The following is a 17,632-nucleotide window of genomic DNA, read 5'->3' on the forward strand; positions in this document are numbered from 1 at the left end:
TTAGGGCAAGGCGCGCTGCGCCGCGGTCGCGGGCAGCCGGCCGTCACGAGCCGGAGTTCAGGCCGGTCGCCGACAGAAAACGTCCGGCGAGGTAGCGCGCGCCCGAGGGCGTCAGATGAGCGGTGTCGAAGAACACGGGGGCCGCCGTGTCGGTCAAGACCGCGCATTGATCGCTGTTGCGGCAAACGACATGCATCATGTCGACATAGTTGGCACCGGCCGCGCGATTCAGTTCGGCGTTGATCGCCAGCGTAGTCGGGTTTGGATTTCGGGCGGCCCAGTATTCGACGCCGTTCAGCCGGCCCAACGAAGATACGAGATCGACGCTGCTTTTGTTCAGGTCCTTTCGCCCGAGCACAAGGATCCGGGCCTTTGTGAGAGACTGCAGATGGGCAATCGTCCCGGCGACGTAGGGGATGGAGTGACGCGCCCAGAGATTGGAGATGACGATGATGTCCGCCTTGGCGAGGTCGGGTGATCGAAAGAAATTGTCGAGGTATTCCTTGCAGATATCGACGAATTTGGGCTCCCGGACGGTGCGCGTGTTCTGCTTCGTCCAATAGGTCGCGTCGTCCTGCGGAATGAAGACGGTGCCGCACCGCACGTCGGTCCGGTACGTCCGGATATTGGCGGATTTCGTCACTCCGCTCTCGATGAGCATGTTCAACACGTCAGCGGCCTGGGAGTCCCCGACGAGCACGATGTTGGGGCGGTCGTCGGTGAACGGCGTGTCGGCATATTTCGGGAAACTGCGCCAGAGATAGGCACGCATCGCCTGTACATCGATCTCGTTGGCCGCGCGGATTTCCTCTGGCACGCGCCACGTCCATCCGTTGCCGGCCCAGCTTGTGGCGGCCGGGGCGACGAGGAGGGCGGCGGCGAGGGGGAAGACGGCGGCGGGCCGCAGGCGCCCCTGCCAGGGCCGGCGCAGCGGCTGCTCGACGAGATAATAGAGCAGGATCGACAGGACCAAGGTGGCGGCCACCAGGCCGGCCTTGTCGAGGCCGGTCAGTTCGCGCACGAGCACATATTGGGTGAAAACCACCAGCGGCCAGTGCACGAGATAGAGTGAATAGCTGATCTCGCCGAGGAAGCGCGCCGGCCGCAGGCCCGCGGGGGCCGCCATCCGGGCATGCGGGCCGAGGAAGATCAGCACGGCGGTGCCGAGCACCGGGGCGAGGGCACTCGTGCCGGGGAAGGGCGTGGCGTCGCTGTACAGGAAGACCGGGGCGATGATCGCGGCGAGGCCCGCGAGATAGCCTGCCTCGGCGGCGATCTTGGGCGGGCGATGCCGCTCGAGGCAGAAGACCAACGCACCGGCGGCGAATTCCCACATGCGCAGCGGGGTCAGGAAGAAGGCGGCGCTGCTGTCGCTGTCGAGCATGAGGACGCTGGCGGCGAAGCTCGCCAGGGCGATTCCGGCCACGGCGCCGGTGAGGACGGGCAATCCCCACCGGCAGGCCAGGACGACGACGAACGGCCAGACCAGATAGAACTGCAGCTCGACGCCGAGCGACCAGGTGTGCAGCAGGGGCTTGAGGATGGCGTCGGCATCGAAATAGCCGGCCTCGAACCAGAAGAACCAGTTGGAGGCGCCGAGCGCGGCGAAGATGGCCGAACCGGACAGGCGCTGAAAGTCGAGCGGGTTGAACAGCACCGCGCCGGCGAGGAACACCGCCAGGATCGTCGCGAACAGCGCCGGCAGCAGGCGCCGCGCCCGGCTGGCGGTGAAGTCTCCGAGCGAATAGCGGCCCGAGGCGGTGTCACGCACCAGCTTGCGGGTGATGAGATAGCCGCTGATGACGAAGAACACGTCGACGCCGACGAAGCCGCCGGTGAAGGGACCGATCTGGAAGTGATAGAGCACCACCGCGACGACCGCTAAGGCGCGAAGCCCCTGGATGTCGTTACGAAGCTCGGTCATGCCTTGCCTGCGTCTCCGGCTCGATCCCCCTGAGCCTGTATCCCACGCCAGTCGCCCGTTCAACCGTGGCCAATCGCTCGATGCCGGAACGAACACGCTCGCATCCACCGCGATGTCGGTCCGCCGCGATGCGCGGCGCCGTCGACTACGCTACCGCGCGGTGAGGGCGACACATCCTATCGCCCCGTTTCAACCGGCGGCGTAACGCCGAGGCACTGAAAAATCGCAGGTTTGTTTGGTAGCGGGAGAGGGACTTGAACCCCCGACCCCAGGATTATGATTCCCGTGCTCTAACCAGCTGAGCTACCCCGCCACAACGAACCGGCCCGGAGCCGACCCGCGAAGTGGCGCGATATAAGGAACGCGGCCGGACGGTGTCAAGGCGGGAAAGTTCATCGTGCCGACATGCACAGCCCCGGGATGCCTTTCGAGGCCTTCACCAGTGGGCGGCGGCGCGGGTGCCGGCCAGTACTTCGGCGATGCGCCGGCGGGTGGCCGGGGAGGTGTCGCCGGGCAGCGCATCGGGGGCGAAGAAGCCGATCTCGGCGATCTCGCGATTCGGCAGCGACGCGGCGGCCTGCGCGTAGCGGTCGACGACATAGACGACCACGTGGTCGCGCGCGCCGAGGTGCCGGTTGAGCAGCAGGCCGTGCAGGCGTGGCGGCGCGGTCGGCGTCACGGCGACTTCCTCGTCCAGCTCGCGCAGCAGCGCCGCCTCGGCGGTCTCGCCGGCCTCGACGCCGCCGCCGGGCAGGTGCCAGCCCGGCACATAGGTGTGGCGCAGCAGCAGGATGGCGCCAGTTCCGTCGATCACCACGGCGCGCACACCGAGGGTGACGCCGCGCGTCAGCCGGCCCCAGCCGTGCAGCAGGCGCACCAGAAGCCGGCGCGACGGCGGCAGGGTGGAGGGCGGACTACCCGGGCCATCGCCGCCGGCGCTTCCCTTTTCCCGCTCCGGGCTGATAAGGAAGCCCTCGTGTTTGTCCTCGCCCATGTCACCGACGCTCATCTTGGGCCGCTGCCGCGTGCCCGCTTTGCCGAGCTGGCCGGCAAGCGGGCGCTTGGCGTGCTGAATTGGCGGCGCGGCCGGCAGCACCGATTCTCCATCGCCACGATCGACCTGCTGATGGCCGACATCAAGGCGATGGCGCCCGACCATATCGCGGTCACCGGCGATCTGGTGAATGTCGGCCTCGCCGCCGAGTTCACCACCGGGCTCAACTTCCTGAAATCGCTCGGCGACGGCCAGGACGTGACCGTCGTGCCGGGCAATCACGACGCCTATGTGCGCTCCACCGCCCATCATGCGCTGCTCAACTGGGGCGACTACATGCGCGGCGACGGGGTGAATGGCGACGTCACCGACGAGAGCGCCTTTCCCTTCGTGCGCCGGCGCGACGGCATCGCGCTGGTCGGCGTCTCCACCGCCATCCCTACGCATCCCTTCATGGCGACCGGCAAGGTCGGCCCGGCGCAGCGCGAGCGGCTCGGCCATGTGCTGGACAGCCTTGCCGCCGAGGGGCTGTTCCGCGTGGTGCTGATCCATCATCCGCCCTGCGGCCTGCGCGCCGGCCACAAGCGGCTGATCGACGAGGAGGCGGTGCGCGAGGTGTTCGCCCGCCACGGCGCCGAGCTGGTGATCTGCGGCCACGATCATGTGCCGATGGTGGAGATGATACCGGGGCCCAATTCCGGGCTGATCCCGGTGGTCGAGGCGCCGTCCTTCGCCGCCGGGCCGGAGGATCGCCACTGGCCGGGCGGCTACCATCTCTACCGCATCGAGCGGGTGTCCGACTCCGGCTTCCCCTGGCGCTGCACGCTGGAGGCGCGCGGCTTCCAGCGCGGCGACGCGACGGTCGCCTCGCGCGGCACGCGGGTGCTGAACGAGGCGATCAGCGGACGCTGAGTTCCGGGTGAAGCAGCGCCAGCGCCAGCATGGCGAGGACGCCGACAGCGAGGCCCAGCAGGAACGGCAGGACCGCGCGGGGCCGCCCGCCGCTCCCGGCCGTGACGACGACGGGGGGATGATGCGGCGTCGGGTGCGGCGTCAGCTCGGCTTCCGGCGGCACGCCGACGGCCACCATGGCCTGCTCGCGGGCGATCAGGCGCCGGGCGATGTAGCGCGTCACCGCGTCGACGATGTCGTTCGGGTTGGCGCTTTCGGCGAGAACGTGGCGGCCCGAGCGGGTGTCCTGCAGCAGGCGATAGGTGCGGCGGTCGCGGGCCAGCGTGACATGGGCGACCATGTCGATGAACAGGCGCGGCGTCTCACCCGGCATCAGGCCGCGATCGAACAGGTCGACATGTTCCAGCGGCACGTCGGCGAAGACGGGATCGAGCAGCTCGTTGAGCATGGAGAGACGGGCGAGGGTGGCATCGCGCAGTTCCACGATGACGCCCGAACGCTCGGCCGCCTCCACCCGCGCGACGCGGATGGCCTCGCGCAACGACAGGCCGGGCGTATCGCCGCGCAAGCGCTCGCTCTCGTCCATTCGTCCCGGATCCCCGTTTGCCGCCGCCGGGCGGCACGCACGCCTTCGTCCGTATCATAGACCGGCGCGGTTAATGCCCCGTTCGCGATCCTGCGATGCTGCACGCATCTGCGGAAGCGATTATGAAGCAGGGCAAGGCGCCGAAAGGGCAGGGATCCCGTACCGCTGGATGTGAGGGCCGTATGACGCGAAGCTTCGAGATTCCGCCGGACGTGGTGGCGCCGGACGACTATGAGCCGCTGGCGCGCGAGCGGCTCAGCCGGGAGGCCTACGCCTATTATTCCGGCGGGGTGGCGGACGAGACCACCATGCGCTGGAACCGCGAGGCGTTCGAGCGGCTGAAGCTGCGCCCGCGCGTGCTCGGCACCTTCGAGGGCGGCGGCACCGGGCTCACGCTGTTCGGCCAGTCCTTCGAGCACCCGATCCTGCTGGCGCCGACGGCCCATCACCGCCTCGCCGCGCCCGAGGGCGAGATCGCCACCGTGGTCGGGGCGGGCGGCGCCAGGGCCGGCATGGTGGCGAGCACCGAATCGGACGTCACGCTGGAGGAGATCGCCGGTGCCGCGCGCACGCCGCTGTGGTTCCAGCTCTATATCCAGCACGACCGCGATTTCACCGCCGGCCTGGTGCGCCGGGCGGAGGCGGCGGGCTTCGGCGCGCTGGTGGTGACGGTGGACGCGCCGGTGTACAGCCTGCGCAACCGCGAGCAGCGCGCCGGCTACCGGCCGCCCAAGCTCTCCGAGCACGCCAATCTGCGCGGCCTGCATACGGACTATGTCGCCGAGGCGGCGCTGGGCGAGAGCCTGATGTTTCGCGGCTATCTCGACGTCGCGGCGCGCTGGGCGGACATCGTCTGGCTGCGCTCGGTCACCCGGCTGCCGATCCTGCTGAAGGGTATATTGACGCCGGAGGACGCCGAACTCGCCATCGCCCACGGCGCGGACGGCATCGTCGTCTCCAACCATGGCGGGCGGGTGCTCGACACGCTGCCGGCCAGCATCGAGGCGCTGCCGGCGGTGGCGCGGCAGGTGGCGGGCCGGATACCGATCCTGATGGATGGCGGCATAAGGCGCGGTACCGACGTGCTGAAGGCGCTGGCGCTCGGCGCCTCGGCGGTGATGGTGGGGCGGCCCTATCTCTATGCGCTCGCCGTCGCCGGCCCGGCCGGCGTCGCCCATGTGCTGCACCTCTTGCGCTGCGAATTCGAGGTGGCGATGGTGCTGACCGGCTGCCGCACGCTGGCCGATATCGGTCCGCAGGTGATCTGGCGAGAGGACTGATCTGGCGAGAGGATTGATCTGGCGCGACGAGGCCTAATAGAGCGTGGCGCGGTAGCGCTCCAGCATCTCGGCCTGCGTCTCGGCGGTGGCCATGCCGAGCTGGTCGCGCATGATCTCGCCCATGCTGGGCAGGCGCTCGCGCGGCAGGAAGCTTGCCGCGTCCCAGGCGCGCGAGCGCATCAGCGCCTTGGCGCAGTGGATATAGACCTCCTCCACCGCGATGCGCAGCACGGTGGCGGGCCGACGCCCGGCCACCTCGAAGCGGGCGAGCAGCGCGTCGTCGTCGCGGATCTCCGCCCTGCCGTTGACGCGCAGCGTCTCGTCGACGCCGGGGATGAGGAACAGCAGGCCGATGGCCGGATTGCCGATCAGGTTGGTCAGCGTGTCGAGCCGGTTGTTGCCGGGCCGGTCGGGCAGCAGCAGCGTGCCGGGGTCTTCGACCACCACGAAGCCCGGCGCGTCGCCGCGCGGGGTGACGTCGGCACGCCCGTCCGCGCCCATCGACGACAGCATGACCAGCGGCGCGAAGCCGATGAAGGCCCGCGAATGAGGATCGATGGCCGGCAGCACCTTGCGCCGGCTGCGCTCGCGCACCTCGCTATAGAGCGCGCGAAGGTCCTCGAGGCGGGTGATGGCGGCCATGATCTGTCCTCTCAGGTCTTCACGACGAGTTGCACGCGGTCGGCGCAGAAGCGCGCCCGCGAATACTGGATCGGCCGGCGCTGCGGGTCGCCGTTGATGGCGTCGATTATCATCACCGTGCGGCCGGCGGGAAGGCTCAGGAGCCGGCGCTCCTCGTCATCGGCGAGGCGGGCGGTGATGCGGGTCTCCAGGCGCCGGTAGTCGCCGAGGCCGAGCGTCTCCAGCGCCCGCGTCACCGAGCCGGTGGCGGCGACCAGCAGGTCGAGGTCGCGGCAGCGATCGGCCTCGTACCAGTGCGAGGCGACGGTGATCGGCACCCCGTCCGCCTCGCGGATCATGTCGATGCGCAGCACCTCGGCGCCGGGCGCGAGGCCGAGCGCCTGCGCGATCTCCGCCGTTGCGGGCTCGACGCGCGAGCCGATCAGCCGGCCACTGGGCGCGCGGCCCTCGCGCGAGACGATCTCGGAGAAGCGCGTGCGCGCGCCGATCGGGTATTTGATCGGCGGTTCCTTGACGAAGGTGCCGCGCCCCGGCGTCGCCTCGATCAGCCCGCGCTCGGTGAGCATGGCGAGCGCGCGGCGCAGGGTGTGGCGGTTCACGCCGAACCGCTCGGACAGCTCCATCTCGGTCGGCAGGCGGGTGCCGGGGGCGAGACGGCCCTCGACGATGTCCGCCTCCATGCGCTCGGCGATCTGTTTCCACAGCGCGACGCCGGTGCCGCGCGCGACGTCGTCGCCGGGGAGGGCATCGGCGGGCGTGTGGCCGGTCGGATGGCCGCTCGGCGTCGTCACGGCGCTGTCGTCGGTGTCGTTCATATCTGTACCGCGCTGCAAAACTGCCCTTGCCTATTTGTATAGATGAATATACAAATCCGCCGAAATGTAAACGGCCTTTACGGCACGGCAGGCGCGGATCCCCAAATGCAGTCCTCCGATCAGAAACCCAATGACGGCAACGCCCTGCGTGCCGCCCGGCAAGGCGCCATGGCGCTGCTGGCGCGGGCGGAATCGGGCGAGCTCGACGCGGTGCTGGCGCGGCTCGCGCCGGTTCCCGCCGCGTCCGACCTCAAGCCGCCGGAAATCGGCCTCGTCATGCTGCGCGGCCGGACCGGCGGCGACGGGGCGCCGTTCAACCTTGGCGAGGCCACGGTGAGCCGCGCGGCGGTGCGGCTCGACGGCGGTGCCGCCGGCTTCGCCTACCGGCTCGGGCGCGATGTGAGGGCGGCCCGCACGGCCGCCATCGTTGATGCGCTCTGGCAGGACGCGGCGCGGCGGCCGGCGGTGGAGGCGGCGCTGGCGCCGGTGCGGGCGCGGCTTTCCACGGAAGCGGCCGGGGCGCGCGCCGAGACGGCGGCGACCAAGGTCGACTTCTTCACCCTCGTGCGCGGGGAGGACTGAGATGTCCGCCAGCACTCTCGCCCACACTCTTGCCAACGGCTTCGACGATCCCGTCTTCGATTCGCAGGCGACGTTCCGCGCCGCCATGTGGGCGCTGGCGCGGCCGGGCCGCATCGAGCCGATCGCCGCCGCGCTCAATCCGCCCGCGCCTCTTTCCCCGGAGGCGGCGGCGCTGGTGCTCGCCCTGTGCGACTACGAGACGCCGCTCTGGCTCGACGCGACGTTCGCCCGCGTGCCTGATGTGGCCGCGTTCCTGCGCTTCCACAGCGGCGCGCCGATCGTGACCGATCCCGCCGAGGCGCGGTTCGCGCTCATCGCCGATGCGTCGGAGATGCCGGACTTCGGTGACTTCGCGCAGGGCACGCCGGAATTCCCCGATACGTCCGTGACGCTGATCGTGCAGGTGGCCGCGTTCACCGGCGGACTGGCGCTGGAAGGCCCGGGCATCAAGGGGCGCGCCTCGTTCGGCGCGGCGCCGCTGCCGGCCGATTTCATCGACCGCATGGCGGGCAACCACGCGGCGTTCCCGCTCGGGGTCGATCTCCTGCTGGCGGGGGCGGGCGGCGTCGCCGGCCTGCCGCGTTCCGTGACCGTGAAGGAGGGCTGAACCGATGTATGTGGCAGCCAAGGGCGGCGAGAAGGCCATCCGCAACGCCCACGCGCTTCTCGCCCGGCGCCGGCGCGGCAACACCGATCTGCCCGCGATCACGCTCGACCAGATCGCCCAGCAACTGGCGCTGGCGGTGGACCGGGTGATGGCGGAGGGCACGCTCTACGACGTCGAGCTGGCGGCGCTGGCGGTGAAGCAGGCGCGCGGCGACCTGATCGAGGCGATCTTCCTCATCCGCGCCTTCCGCACCACCCTGCCGCGCTTCGGCTATGCCCGGGCGCTCGACACCGGCGAGATGCTGGTGCGCCGGCGGGTTTCCGCGACCTACAAGGACCTGCCGGGCGGCCAGCTTCTCGGGCCGACCTTCGACTACACGCATCGCCTGCTCGATACCTCGCTGGGGCAGGACGCGGGAGGTCGCGAGGACGGCGGCGCCGAGGCCGGCGGCGAGGGTACGGCCGGCGCCGTGGAGGCGGTGGCGATGCCGCGCGTCACCGACCTGCTGGGGCAGGAGGGGCTGATCGAGGACGCGCCCGCCGATGACGCCGGCGAGCCCTTCGACATCACCCGCGCCCCGGTGAGCTTCCCGGTCGACCGTTCGACGCGGCTGCAGAGCCTGGCGCGCGGCGACGAGGGCTACCTGCTGGCGCTCGGCTACTCGACCCAGCGCGGCTATGCGCGCTCGCATCCCTTCGTCGGCGAGATCCGCTTCGGCGACGTCGAGGTGGTCTTCGAGGCGCCGGAACTCGGCTTCGAGCTCTCGCTCGGCACGGTGCAGGTCACCGAATGCCAGATGGTCAATCAGTTCAAGGGCTCTGCGGAAGTGCCGCCGCAGTTCACGCGCGGCTACGGCCTCGTCTTCGGCCAGTGCGAACGCAAGGCGATGTCGATGGCGCTGGTCGAGCGGGCGCTGCGCTGGCGCGAACTTGGCGAGGAGTTCCGCGCCCCGGCGCAAGACGAGGAGTTCGTGCTCTCCCATTGCGACAACGTGCAGGCGACCGGCTTCGTCGAGCATCTGAAGCTGCCGCACTACGTCGATTTCCAGGCCGAACTCGATCTCGTGCGGCGCATGCGGGCCGAGCATGAGACGGAAATGAAGGAGGCGGCGGAATGAGCGCGATGCCGCAGATTACCTACAACTTCGCCTATCTCGACGAGCAGACCAAGCGGATGATCCGCCGCGCCATTCTCAAGGCGATCGCCGTCCCCGGCTATCAGGTGCCCTTCGCGGCGCGCGAAATGCCGATGCCCTATGGCTGGGGCACCGGGGGCGTGCAGGTGACGGCGGCCGTGCTGGGGCCGGACGACGTGCTCAAGGTCATCGACCAGGGCGCCGACGACACCACCAATGCCGTGGCCATCCGCGGCTTCTTCGAGAAGACGGCGCGGGTCGCCACCACCACCTCGGCCACGCAGGCCACGGTGATCCAGACCCGCCACCGCGTGCCGGAGACGCCGCTGAGGGAAGACCAGATCCTCGTCTATCAGGTGCCGATCCCCGAGCCGCTGCGCTTTCTGGAGCCGCGCGAGACCGAGACCCGCCAGCTCCACGCGCTGGCCGAATACGGCCTCATGCATGTGAAGCTCTACGAGGACATCGCCCGCCACGGCCACATCGCCACCACCTATGCCTACCCCGTGGAAGTGGCGGGGCGCTATGTGATGGACCCTTCGCCGATCCCGAAATTCGACAATCCCAAGCTCGACGACTGCCCGGCCCTGCAACTGTTCGGCGCGGGGCGCGAGAAGCGCATCTACGCCATCCCCCCGTATACGCGGGTGCGCTCGCTCGACTTCGAGGACCATCCGTTCAAGGTGCAGCGCTTCGCCAAGCCCTGCGCGCTGTGCGCGGCGACCGGGGTCTATCTCGACGAGGTGATCCTCGACGATCGCGGCGGGCGGATGTTCGTGTGCTCGGACACCGATTACTGCAACGGCCGGCAGGAAGCCGGCCATCGCGGCGAGATGGGCGTGCCGGCGGAGGACGCGGCATGAGCACGCTCGGCACCCTCACTATCCGCCCCGCCGTGCCGGACGACCTGCCCGCGGTGCTCGGGCTTTATCGGGAACTGGACGCGGACGACACCACCGACCTGGCCGAGGCGCGGGCGATCTTCGAGCGCATGGCCTGCTATCCCGACTATACGCTGCACGTGGCGGAGGCGGACGGGGCCGTGCTGGGCACCTTCACGCTGCTGGTGATGGAGAACATCGCCCATTCGGGTGCCCGCTCGGGCATCATCGAGGCGGTTGCCGTGGCGGGCGCCGAGCAGGGGCGGGGTATTGGCCGCGCCATGATGCGGGCGGCGCTCGATCTGGCGCGGGCGATGGGGTGCTACAAGGCAAGCCTGTCCACCCGGATGTCGCGCGAGCGGGCGCACGCCTTCTATGAAAGCCTCGGCTTCGAGAGGCACGGATTCAGCTACGTCACCCATCTTGAGGAGGCCCCGGCATCCGGGGAGGCGGCATGAGCGAAAATCCTCTCCTGATCGCGCAGGGCCTGTCGAAGAACTACGGCGCCCGCATCGGCTGCCGCGACGTCTCGCTGGAGGTCTATCCCGGCGAGGTGCTGGCGGTGGTCGGCGAGAGCGGTTCGGGCAAGTCGACGCTGCTCGGCCTGCTCTCGACCGAACTCGAGCCGAGCGCCGGTCGCATCTCCTATCGCCTGCGCGACGGGCGGCTCGCCGACCTCGCCACGCTCGGCGCCGCCGAGAGGCGGCTGCTGATGCGCACCGATTGGGGCTTCGTGCGGCAGAACCCGGCGGACGGGCTGCGCATGGCGGTCTCGGCCGGCGGCAATGTCGGCGAGCGGCTGATGGCGGTCGGCTGGCGCCATTACGGCAACATCCGCGACGAGGCGCTGGACTGGCTGGCCAAGGTCGAGATCGCCGGCGACCGCATCGACGACGATCCGCGCGCCTTCTCCGGCGGCATGCGCCAGCGCCTGCAGATCGCCCGCAACCTGGTGACGCGCCCGCGTCTCGTCTTCATGGACGAGCCGACCGGCGGGCTCGACGTCTCGGTGCAGGCGCGCCTGCTCGACCTGATCCGCGGGCTGGTGGCGGAGCTCGGGCTGGCGGTGGTCATCGTCACCCACGACCTCGCGGTGGCGCGGCTGCTGTCGCACCGCATGGTGGTGATGCGGCAGGGGCGGGTGATCGAGACCGGCATTACCGACCAGGTGCTGGACGATCCGCGCGAGCCCTATACGCAGTTGCTGGTTTCCTCGGTTCTGGCGGCGTGAGAACGGACATGAAAGACCCCATCCTCGACGTCTCCGGCGTCGACAAGACCTTCGTGCTGCATCTGCGCGAAGGCGCGCGGCTGCCGGTGGTGAACGGCGCCGGCTTCCAGCTTTTCGCCGGCGAATGCGTGGCGCTGGGTGGTCCCTCCGGCGCCGGCAAGAGCTCGCTGCTCAAGATGGTCTACGGCAATTACCGCGTGGACACGGGCTGCATCCTGGTGCGCGACGGCGACGAGCGGGTGGACGTCGCCGGCACCACGCCGCGCCGGCTGATCCGGCTGCGCGAGACCGCCATGGGCTATGTGAGCCAGTTCCTGCGGGTGATCCCGCGCGTGGGCGCGCTCGACGTGGTGGCCGAGCCGCTGGTCCATGACGGGGTGTCCCGCGAGGTGGCAACAGTGCGGGCGGGCGACCTGCTCTCCCGGCTGAACCTGCCGGAACGGCTGTGGAGCCTGCCGCCGGCGACCTTCTCCGGCGGCGAGCAGCAGCGCGTGAACATCGCGCGCGGGCTGATCGCGCATCGCCCGCTGCTGCTGATGGACGAGCCGACCGCCTCGCTCGACGCCGCCAACCGCGCCGTGGTGGTCGGCCTGATCGAGGAGAAGAAGCGCGCCGGCGTCGCCATTCTCGGCATCTTCCACGACGCGGAAGTGCGCGAGGCGGTGTGCGACCGGGTGATCGACGTGACCGATTTCGCCAAGGCCGCGTGAGCGGCGCGGCATGAGGACAAGATGAACGAGACGGTTTTCGCCAATGCGCGGCTGGTGCTGGAGCACGAGGTGCGGCATGGCCACCTCGTGGTACGCGACGGGTTGATCGCCGAGATCGGCGAGGGCGCGGCGCCGCGCACGGCGCAGGACCTTGCCGGCGACTATGTGCTGCCCGGCTTCGTCGAGCTGCACACCGACCATGTCGAGGGTCATCTCTACCCGCGCCCGCATGTGGTGTGGAACGCCTTCGCGGCGGTGACGGCCTATGACGCGCAGATCGCCGCCTCCGGCATCACCACGGTGTTCGATTCGCTGCGCGTGTGGCCGGACAAGCGGGCGGTCGGCATGGACGGCGACGCGCCGCTGCTCGCCGCCGCGCTGCGCGAGGCCGCCGCCGCCGGCGTGCTGCGCGCCGAGCACCACATTCATCTGCGCTGCGAGGTCGCGGCCGACGGCGTGGCGGAGGAAGCGGCCGCGCTGATGGAGAGCGGCGACGTGCGGCTGGTCTCGCTGATGGACCACACGCCGGGCCAGCGCCAGTTCCTCACCGTCGAGCAGTTCCGCAGCTACTACAAGAAGAAGAGCGGCCTGAGCGACGCGGAACTGGACATCGTCGTCGCCGACCGGCTGAACGCCCATGCCCTCCACGCCCGCGCCAACCGCGCGCGGCTGGTGGAACTCGCCCGCGCCCGCGCCATCGTTCTGGCGAGCCATGACGACGCCACCGAGGCCCATGTCGCCGAGGCGGTCGAGGATGGGGTGGCGATCGCCGAATTCCCCACCACCGACGGCGCGGCCGACGGCTCGCACGCGGCCGGCATCCGCGTGCTGATGGGGGCGCCCAACATCGTGCGCGGCGGCTCGCACACCGGCAATGTCGCGGCCGAGAGCCTGGCCCGGCGCGGCGTGCTCGACATCATGTCCTCCGACTATGTGCCGGGCAGCCTGCTGCTCGCCGCCTTCGCCCTGCCACGGCGGCTGGACGCCATCAGCCTGCCGGAGGCGGTGCGCATGGTGAGCGCCAACCCCGCCGACGCGGCGGGGCTGACGGATCGCGGACGCCTCGCGCCCGGGCTGAAGGCCGACTTCATGCGCGTGTCCGACGCCGGGCCGGCGCCGGTGGCGCGCGCGGTGTGGCGGGATGGGGAGAGGATCGCGTGAGCGAGGGACCGGCGACGCGGGGCGCGGCTGACGCGGCGGGACGGATGGGGCCGGGCCTGCTGGTGCTGGTGGTCGGCCCGTCCGGCGCCGGCAAGGACACGCTGATCGCCTATGCGCGGACGCGGCTGGCGGAACGCGACGACATCCATTTCGCCCGCCGCCGCATCACGCGGCCGGCGGACGCCACGGAGAACCACATCCGCCTCGACGAGGCGGAGTTCGCGCGCGGCGTGGCGCTGGGCAGCTTCCCGCTCTACTGGCGCGCCAACGGGCTGTGCTACGCGCTCGGCGCCGAAGTCGCCGAGGACATCGCGAGCGGGCGCATCGTCGTGGCCAATGGTTCGCGCGCGGCGGTGGCCGAGGCGCGGACGCGTTTCGCCCGGATGAAGGTGGTGCACGTCACCGCGCCGGCCGAGTTGCTGGCGGCGCGCATCGCCGCGCGCGGCCGCGAAGGCGCCGACGAGGTGCTGGCGCGGCTGGCCCGCGAGCCGGCGCTCGACGCGCCGCCGGACCTCACCATCCTCAATGTCGACGCGGTGAATGCCGCCGGCGAGCGGCTGGCGGCGTTCCTGGGCGGGCTGTAGGCGCCCGCGGCACCAGGCGATGAAACGAAAATGGCCGGGGTGCGACCCGGCCATCATCGTTCGGTGGGCAGGGCGCCCGGCCTATTGCCGGTATTGCTGGATGCGCGTGGTGCGCAGGCCGGCGAGGCCGTGGCGGTCGATGGACGCCTGCCAGGAGAGGAATTCTTCGGTGGTCAAAGTATAACGCTTGCACGCCTCCTCAAGGCTGAGGAGGCCGCCACGAACAGCGGCGACGACCTCCGCCTTGCGGCGGATAACCCACCGCCGGGTGTTTGGCGGGGGCAGATCGGCAATGGTCAGCGGACTTCCGTCCGGCCCGATTACATATTTCACCCTCGGGCGATAGGGTTCTGTCATGTTACGCTCACTCAATACACACGACCAATGCCAAGAGCGTAGCCGGACAGCTTTAAATATTTTACTAAGCGAATCACATATCGTTGGGTGTGAAGAGCTTGATGCTTCGTTAATATTTACGAAGGACTTTGTTTACGTTTCATGCTGCAACGGCATACCGTGCCGTGTCCGGGGCCTGCGCTGACGCCGCCGCGCTTTCCCGCCGCGAAACGGCAGGGTTCATAGAAGCGCCATCGTGGCCTATATAGAGGGACCCGTGTCCCTGCGTCTGTCCGCCCATGATCCGCCTCGACGACACCTCCCGTTCCCCCAGCCTGACGCGCGTCGTGGTCGCGATGTCGGGCGGCGTGGATTCGTCGGTGGTGGCCGCGCTCTACGCGCAGGCCGGCTACGACGTGGTCGGCGTGACGCTGCAGCTCTACGACCATGGCGAGGCGATGCACCACCGCCCGGGCGCCTGCTGCGCCGGGCAGGACATCTACGACGCGCGCATGGTCGCCGAGAGGCTCGGCATTCCCCATTACGTGCTCGACTATGAGAGCCGCTTCCGTCACGCGGTGATCGAGCGCTTTGCCGACGCCTATGCGGCGGGCGAGACGCCCATTCCCTGCGTCGACTGCAACCGCACGGTGAAGTTCCGCGACCTCCTGGAAACCGCGCGCGACCTCGGCGCCGACATCGTCGCCACCGGCCACTACGTCACCAGCCGCCCGCTGGCGGACGGGCGGCGCGCTTTGTTCCGCCCGCTCGACGAGAACCGGGACCAGAGCTACTTCCTCTATGCGACGACGCAGGCGCAGATCGACATGCTCCGCTTCCCGCTCGGCGAGACTACCAAGCCGGAGGTGCGGGCGCTGGCCGAGGGCTTCGGCCTGAAGGTGGCGGACAAGCCGGACAGTCAGGACATCTGCTTCGTGCCGACCGGGCGCTACACCGACATCGTCGAGCGGCTGCGCCCTGAGGCGGCCGAGCCGGGCGAGATCGTGCATCTCGACGGCCGGGTGCTGGGCCGGCATGCCGGCGTGATGCGCTACACGATCGGCCAGCGCAAGGGGCTCGGCATCGCCGCCTCGGAGCCGCTCTACGTGGTCGGCATCGACGCCGCGCAAAGGCGGGTGCTGGTCGGGCCGCGCGCCGCGCTCGGCGTGTCGGCGGTCCGCGTCGACGAGGTGAACTGGCTCGGCGAGGAGACGCTGCAGGACGCGGCGGCCCGCGAGCGCGAAATCTTCGTCAAGGTGCGCTCGGCGCGCGCGCCGGTGGCCGGTCATCTCGCCCGTGCCGCCGAGGGCGAGAGCGTGGAGGTGCGCCTTCATGTCGTCGAGGAGGGCGTGGCGCCGGGGCAGGCCTGCGTGTTCTACGAGGATGGCGGCGCCGGGGCGCAGCTGCTGGGCGGCGGGGTGATCCGCCGCGCGGCCGAGCCCTTCACGGCGCTGACACCTGAAACCGAGATGATGGCGCGTTCGGCGTGAGTCGGACGCGGATCGGGCCTTGCGGCCCATTGGGACGAGCAGCCAAGGGGACGACTTCATGACGACCGATCTCGACCGCGCCACCGTCGAGGAAGCCTATGCCCGCTGGGCGCCGATCTACGACGTCGTGTTCGGCGCCGTGTTCGAGCCGGGCCGCAAGGCGGCGCTGCGGGCGGCGGAGCGGATCGGCGGACGCATCCTCGAATTCGGCGTCGGCACCGGCTTCGCGCTGCCCGCCTACAAGCGCAGCAACCGCCTCGTCGGCGTCGACATTTCCGAGCCCATGCTGCGCAAGGCGCGCGAGCGGGTGGAGAAGGAAGGGCTCTCGCATGTCGAGGGCCTGTGCCTGATGGACGGCGCGCATATGGGCTTCGCCGACGATTCCTTCGACGTCGTCATGGCGCAGTTCGTCATCACCGTGGTGCCGCACCCGGAAGAGACGCTGAACGAGATGGCCCGCGTGCTGAAGCCGGGCGGCGAGCTCATCCTGGTCAACCATCTCGGCGCCGAGGACGGCCCGCGCGCGGTGTTCGAGCGCTGGTTCGCCCGCCGCGCCCGCAAGCTCGGCTGGCGCCCGGAATTCCAGTTCGCCCGCCTGCACAACTGGGCGGTGCTCAACGGCACCGTCGACCTGCCGATCAAGCGCGACGTGGCGCTCGGCATGTACACCATGGTGCGCTTCCGCAAGCGCACCGAGGCCGAGATCGCCGCCGCCAGCGAGAGCGTCGCGCTGGCGGGGTGAGCCTGCCTTTTACCACCACACCTGCGGCCCCACCGGGACGATGCCGGTCGGGTTGATGGTCTTGTGGCTCTCGTAATAGTGCCGCTTGATGTGGGTGAGGTTCACCGTCCCGGCGACGCCGGGCAGCGCGTAGAGCGCCTTCACGAAGCGCGACAGGTTCGGGTAGTCGGCGATCCGGCGGATGTTGCACTTGAAGTGGCCGACATAGACCGGATCGAAGCGGATCAGCGTGGTGAACAGGCGGATGTCGGCCTCGGTCAGCGTCTCGCCCATCAGCCAGGGGCGGCCCTCCAGCCGCGCCTCCAGTTCGTCCAGCATGGCGAACAGCGTGGCGACGGCCTCCTCATAGGCCTCCTGCGCGGTGGCGAAGCCGGCCTTGTAGACGCCGTTGTTCACCGCGTCGTAGACGCGCGCATTGAGCGCGTCGATCGCCTCGCGCAGGGCGGGCGGGTAGTAGTCGTGCCGCTCGTTGGTGAAGGCGTCGAAGGCGGAATTGAGCATGCGGATGATCTCCGCCGACTCGTTGCTGACAATGGTGGCGCGCTTCCTGTCCCACAGCACCGGCACGGTGACGCGGCCGGAATAGGCGGGATCGGCGGCGAGATAGACCTCATAGAGCCGCTTCATGCCGAGCACGGAATCGTTCGTCGCGCCCTCGCTGCGGCGGGCGGCGTGGTCGGCGAAGACCCAGCCTTCCTCGCCCATGAAGGGATCGACCACCGACACCGAGACGACGTCCTCCAGCTGCTTCAGCGCGCGGAAGATGAGCGTGCGGTGTGCCCAGGGGCAGGCCAGCGAGACGTAGAGATGGTAGCGCCCCGCTTCCGCCGGGAAGCCGCCCTCGCCGGAAGCGCCGGGCGCGCCGTCCGGCGTGATCCAGTTGCGGAAGCGGGTGACGGTGCGCACGAAGCGCCCACCGGTACTCCTTGTGTCGTACCATTTGTCGACCCATTGGCCGTCGACCAGCAGTCCCATGCGATCCTCCCCTTTGCCCGTGACAGTAGAGCGCGGCGGCGCGCG

General features: G+C 69.9%; 20 protein-coding genes and 1 tRNA gene. 13 read left to right on the forward strand and 8 right to left on the reverse strand.

Annotated elements, in window-relative coordinates; all coding sequences use genetic code 11:
- Positions 1 to 43: 43 nt before the first annotated feature.
- The 3 genes from AC1PZ7_RS09990 to AC1PZ7_RS10000 all read right to left on the reverse strand — a co-directional run bounded on the left by AC1PZ7_RS09990 (position 44) and on the right by AC1PZ7_RS10000 (position 2,825).
- Positions 44 to 1,924: an acyltransferase family protein gene (locus AC1PZ7_RS09990; RefSeq protein WP_482359315.1), complete on the reverse strand. Its 1,881-nt coding sequence runs from the start codon at positions 1,922 to 1,924 to the stop codon at positions 44 to 46.
- Between the two features lie 236 nt (positions 1,925 to 2,160).
- Positions 2,161 to 2,237: transfer RNA gene (locus AC1PZ7_RS09995), tRNA-Met, on the reverse strand.
- 123 nt (positions 2,238 to 2,360) lie between these two features.
- Entirely contained in the window at positions 2,361 to 2,825 is a 465-nt protein-coding gene (locus AC1PZ7_RS10000; protein ID WP_482359610.1) for an NUDIX domain-containing protein, read from the reverse strand.
- A gap of 75 nt (positions 2,826 to 2,900) precedes the next feature.
- Between AC1PZ7_RS10000 and AC1PZ7_RS10005 the strand changes: the two genes are divergently transcribed.
- Complete coding sequence (locus AC1PZ7_RS10005) at positions 2,901 to 3,830, forward strand: metallophosphoesterase family protein (RefSeq protein WP_482359316.1); 930 nt, start codon at positions 2,901 to 2,903, stop codon at positions 3,828 to 3,830.
- Here AC1PZ7_RS10005 and AC1PZ7_RS10010 read toward each other — a convergent pair.
- Entirely contained in the window at positions 3,817 to 4,416 is a 600-nt protein-coding gene (locus AC1PZ7_RS10010) for a hypothetical protein (RefSeq protein WP_482359317.1), read from the reverse strand. The genes AC1PZ7_RS10005 and AC1PZ7_RS10010 overlap by 14 nt on opposite strands.
- Before the next feature lie 182 nt (positions 4,417 to 4,598).
- Between AC1PZ7_RS10010 and AC1PZ7_RS10015 the strand changes: the two genes are divergently transcribed.
- Complete coding sequence (locus AC1PZ7_RS10015; protein WP_482359318.1) at positions 4,599 to 5,696, forward strand: alpha-hydroxy acid oxidase; 1,098 nt, start codon at positions 4,599 to 4,601, stop codon at positions 5,694 to 5,696.
- A 33-nt stretch (positions 5,697 to 5,729) separates the two neighbouring features.
- Here AC1PZ7_RS10015 and AC1PZ7_RS10020 read toward each other — a convergent pair whose 3' ends face one another.
- Both AC1PZ7_RS10020 and phnF read right to left on the reverse strand, forming a co-directional pair.
- Positions 5,730 to 6,338 (reverse strand): pyridoxamine 5'-phosphate oxidase family protein, encoded by a 609-nt coding sequence (locus AC1PZ7_RS10020; protein WP_482359319.1) that lies wholly within the window; start codon positions 6,336 to 6,338, stop codon positions 5,730 to 5,732.
- An 11-nt stretch (positions 6,339 to 6,349) separates the two neighbouring features.
- Entirely contained in the window at positions 6,350 to 7,153 is an 804-nt protein-coding gene (gene phnF / locus AC1PZ7_RS10025) for a phosphonate metabolism transcriptional regulator PhnF (RefSeq protein WP_482359320.1), read from the reverse strand.
- 105 nt (positions 7,154 to 7,258) lie between these two features.
- Here phnF and phnG point away from each other — a divergent pair, with 105 nt between their 5' ends.
- From phnG to phnN, 9 genes are read left to right on the forward strand one after another with little or no spacing between them, the layout of a single operon-like run.
- Positions 7,259 to 7,735 (forward strand): phosphonate C-P lyase system protein PhnG, encoded by a 477-nt coding sequence (phnG, locus tag AC1PZ7_RS10030; RefSeq protein WP_482359321.1) that lies wholly within the window; start codon positions 7,259 to 7,261, stop codon positions 7,733 to 7,735.
- Position 7,736: 1 nt separating this feature from the next.
- Positions 7,737 to 8,342, forward strand: a complete 606-nt coding sequence (gene phnH / locus AC1PZ7_RS10035; RefSeq protein ID WP_482359322.1) for a phosphonate C-P lyase system protein PhnH — start codon at positions 7,737 to 7,739, stop codon at positions 8,340 to 8,342.
- Between the two features lie 4 nt (positions 8,343 to 8,346).
- Positions 8,347 to 9,459: a carbon-phosphorus lyase complex subunit gene (locus AC1PZ7_RS10040; RefSeq protein ID WP_482359323.1), complete on the forward strand. Its 1,113-nt coding sequence runs from the start codon at positions 8,347 to 8,349 to the stop codon at positions 9,457 to 9,459.
- The gene (locus tag AC1PZ7_RS10045) at positions 9,456 to 10,340 is read left to right on the forward strand and encodes an alpha-D-ribose 1-methylphosphonate 5-phosphate C-P-lyase PhnJ (protein ID WP_482359324.1); all 885 of its coding nucleotides are present in this window, start codon (positions 9,456 to 9,458) and stop codon (positions 10,338 to 10,340) included. The genes AC1PZ7_RS10040 and AC1PZ7_RS10045 overlap by 4 nt, the downstream gene beginning before the upstream one ends.
- The gene (locus AC1PZ7_RS10050) at positions 10,337 to 10,816 is read left to right on the forward strand and encodes a GNAT family N-acetyltransferase (RefSeq protein ID WP_482359325.1); all 480 of its coding nucleotides are present in this window, start codon (positions 10,337 to 10,339) and stop codon (positions 10,814 to 10,816) included. Before AC1PZ7_RS10045 ends, AC1PZ7_RS10050 begins: the two co-directional genes overlap by 4 nt.
- Positions 10,813 to 11,589: a phosphonate C-P lyase system protein PhnK gene (gene phnK, locus AC1PZ7_RS10055; protein WP_482359326.1), complete on the forward strand. Its 777-nt coding sequence runs from the start codon at positions 10,813 to 10,815 to the stop codon at positions 11,587 to 11,589. The genes AC1PZ7_RS10050 and phnK overlap by 4 nt, the downstream gene beginning before the upstream one ends.
- Positions 11,590 to 11,597: 8 nt before the next feature.
- Complete coding sequence (gene phnL / locus AC1PZ7_RS10060) at positions 11,598 to 12,299, forward strand: phosphonate C-P lyase system protein PhnL (protein WP_482359327.1); 702 nt, start codon at positions 11,598 to 11,600, stop codon at positions 12,297 to 12,299.
- Positions 12,300 to 12,320: 21 nt separating this feature from the next.
- Positions 12,321 to 13,460: an alpha-D-ribose 1-methylphosphonate 5-triphosphate diphosphatase gene (locus AC1PZ7_RS10065; protein ID WP_482359328.1), complete on the forward strand. Its 1,140-nt coding sequence runs from the start codon at positions 12,321 to 12,323 to the stop codon at positions 13,458 to 13,460.
- Complete coding sequence (phnN, locus tag AC1PZ7_RS10070; protein WP_482359329.1) at positions 13,457 to 14,044, forward strand: phosphonate metabolism protein/1,5-bisphosphokinase (PRPP-forming) PhnN; 588 nt, start codon at positions 13,457 to 13,459, stop codon at positions 14,042 to 14,044. Before AC1PZ7_RS10065 ends, phnN begins: the two co-directional genes overlap by 4 nt.
- 81 nt (positions 14,045 to 14,125) lie before the next feature.
- Here phnN and sciP read toward each other — a convergent pair whose 3' ends face one another.
- On the reverse strand, positions 14,126 to 14,401 hold the full coding sequence (sciP, locus tag AC1PZ7_RS10075; RefSeq protein WP_144342224.1) for a CtrA inhibitor SciP: 276 nt from the start codon (positions 14,399 to 14,401) through the stop codon (positions 14,126 to 14,128).
- 278 nt (positions 14,402 to 14,679) lie between these two features.
- Between sciP and mnmA the strand changes: the two genes are divergently transcribed.
- Positions 14,680 to 15,870: a tRNA 2-thiouridine(34) synthase MnmA gene (mnmA, locus tag AC1PZ7_RS10080; RefSeq protein WP_482359330.1), complete on the forward strand. Its 1,191-nt coding sequence runs from the start codon at positions 14,680 to 14,682 to the stop codon at positions 15,868 to 15,870.
- Between the two features lie 58 nt (positions 15,871 to 15,928).
- A complete protein-coding gene (locus tag AC1PZ7_RS10085; RefSeq protein ID WP_482359331.1) occupies positions 15,929 to 16,612 on the forward strand; it encodes a class I SAM-dependent methyltransferase in 684 nt (227 codons plus the stop codon).
- A gap of 9 nt (positions 16,613 to 16,621) precedes the next feature.
- Here the strand turns inward: AC1PZ7_RS10085 and AC1PZ7_RS10090 are convergent, their stop codons facing one another.
- A complete protein-coding gene (locus tag AC1PZ7_RS10090; protein WP_482359332.1) occupies positions 16,622 to 17,587 on the reverse strand; it encodes a glutathione S-transferase family protein in 966 nt (321 codons plus the stop codon).
- Positions 17,588 to 17,632: the final 45 nt, after the last annotated feature.

The organism is Ancylobacter sp. TW_SC_1 (genome assembly GCF_056836805.1).